Origin of the sequence: Streptomyces sp. NPDC006510 (genome assembly GCF_040611955.1) — a bacterium.
In the GTDB taxonomy this organism is placed as follows: Bacteria; Actinomycetota; Actinomycetes; order Streptomycetales; family Streptomycetaceae; genus Streptomyces.
The window spans coordinates 1-1860 of the sequence record NZ_JBEXPH010000429.1; the positions used below are offsets into that span (position 1 = coordinate 1).

The 1860-nt window shown below is 69.9% G+C and carries 1 protein-coding gene and 1 pseudogene; one reads left to right on the top strand and one right to left on the bottom strand.

Going from position 1 to position 1860, the window contains the following annotated elements; all coding sequences use genetic code 11:
- Nucleotides 1-659, top strand: a pseudogene (locus ABZY11_RS44200) (hypothetical protein); the annotation flags it as partial.
- A gap of 73 nt (nt 660-732) precedes the next feature.
- Here the strand turns inward: ABZY11_RS44200 and ABZY11_RS44205 are convergent.
- Nucleotides 733-1575, bottom strand: coding sequence for an IS5 family transposase (locus ABZY11_RS44205; protein ID WP_356484579.1), 843 nt, complete (start codon nt 1573-1575; stop codon nt 733-735).
- Between the last annotated feature and the right edge of the window lie 285 nt (nt 1576-1860).

A 1860-nucleotide genomic window follows, 5' to 3' on the forward strand; every position in this document is an offset into this window, starting at 1 on the left:
GCCGGCCCGTCGGCGAACCCCTCACCGGCCACACCGACTTCGTGTGGGCGGTGGCGACGGGGGTGGTGGACGGCCGCCCGGTCGCCGTCACCGGCAGCGACGACAAGACGGTGCGGGTGTGGGACCTGACCACCGGCCGGCCCGTCGGCGAACCCCTCACCGGCCACACCGGCCGGGTGGGTGCGGTGGCGACGGGGGTGGTGGACGGCCGCCCCGTCGCCGTCACCGGCAGCCACGATGAGACGGTGCGGGTGTGGGACCTGACCACCGGCCGGCCCGTCGGCGAACCCCTCACCGGCCACACCAGCTCGGTGTTGGCGGTGGCGACCGGGGTGGTGGACGGCCGCCCGGTCGCCGTCACCGGCAGCGACGACGGAGAAGTGCGGGTGTGGGACCTGACCACCGGCCGGCCCGTCGGTGAACCCCTCACCGGCCACACCGGCTCGGTGGGTGCGGTGGCGACGGGGGTGGTGGACGGCCGCCCGGTCGCCGTCACCAGCAGCGCCGATGAGACGGTGCGGGTGTGGGACCTGACCACCGGCCGGCAGGTCGGACCGGAGTTGGTGTTTCCTGCGGCGGTGTCGGCGGTGGCCGTTACTCCGGATGGCCGGCTGGTGGTGGGATTCGGCTGGGAGGTTTCGGTGTTGACCCGCTGCTGACCAGGTCTCTGCCCGGTACCCGGGGTGTCTGCCACGCAGCGGCCAACGCCCGGGGCATGCCGGCGTCGGCTGTTCATGGGCGGCGGTGCGGGCGGTCGTCCCAGCGGTGGGTCGTCCATGCCCGGCGGATCAGGCTGCGGACGGTGATGACGGTGTCGGCGAGATCGAAGAACGCATGGATGACGGTGGCCCGCCGCTCGTAGCAGCGGGCGAGGCGCTGGAAGGCGTTCTGCCAGGCGTGAGTGCGCTCCACGTGCCACCTCTGGCTTGCCTGGATGGGCGCCTTCTCGCCTTTGTGTGCGATCCGGCCGTTCAGGCCGCGTTCGGTAAGCAGGGCTCGGGTTTTGCCGGAGTCGTAGCCGGCGTCGAGGTGGACGGTGATGTCCTGGGGCAGGGGTCCGAGGTCGTCCAGCAGGTCCAGGGTCGGGGCCAGGAGTGGTGAGTCGTGGCGGTTGGCTCCGGCCAGGACCCTGCCCAGTGGAATGCCGTAACCATCCGTCATGCCGGAGCGTTTCAGGCCCTGTTTGCCGCGGTCGACCGGAGAACGCCCCGCGACCTCACCACCACCGGGGGCCTTGGTGATGGAGCCGTCCACGGCGATCCGGTCGAGGACGAGGCCGACGATCCGGTCGTAGGAGTCGAGTGCGATCCGCTTGAACTCGGCGAAGACGCCCAGTCGTATCCACTCGTCGCGGCGGCTGCGGATCGTCGTGGCCGAGCACGTCGTATCCGCTATCGCCTCGTAAGAACAGCCGAAACGCAGCAGTTGCAGCATCTTGTCGAAGATGATCCGGTCGCTGATACGCCTGCGGTGGCAGCCCAGCGGATGGTCCGGCTGGTACTCCGGCCGCGCGGGCAGCAGGACCGCGAACTGGTCCCAGAGCGGTTCGGTCAGCCATGACGGCAGCGCGGGCACAGGTCTCCTCAGTGATCACAGTGCGTTGCAACTCCATGATCACCGGGACTGTTGCCCGATCTGCCGCCGGTATCCCCAACCGCACCTATCCGCGTGACCTCTAATCTTGTATTTAAAGGTTTGACTTTGGCGTGGCCTGCGGAGTCGTGTCCGTTCTGTTGTGTTTCTTGCCAACGGGGTGGCGGGGTGCGGGGTTGAGGTGCGGCCTTTGGGGCGGCCGGGGCCAGGGCGGGTGGCTTTCGGTGCGCTGGCCGGGGTGCCTACGGTCCGCCGGATGCGGGGATA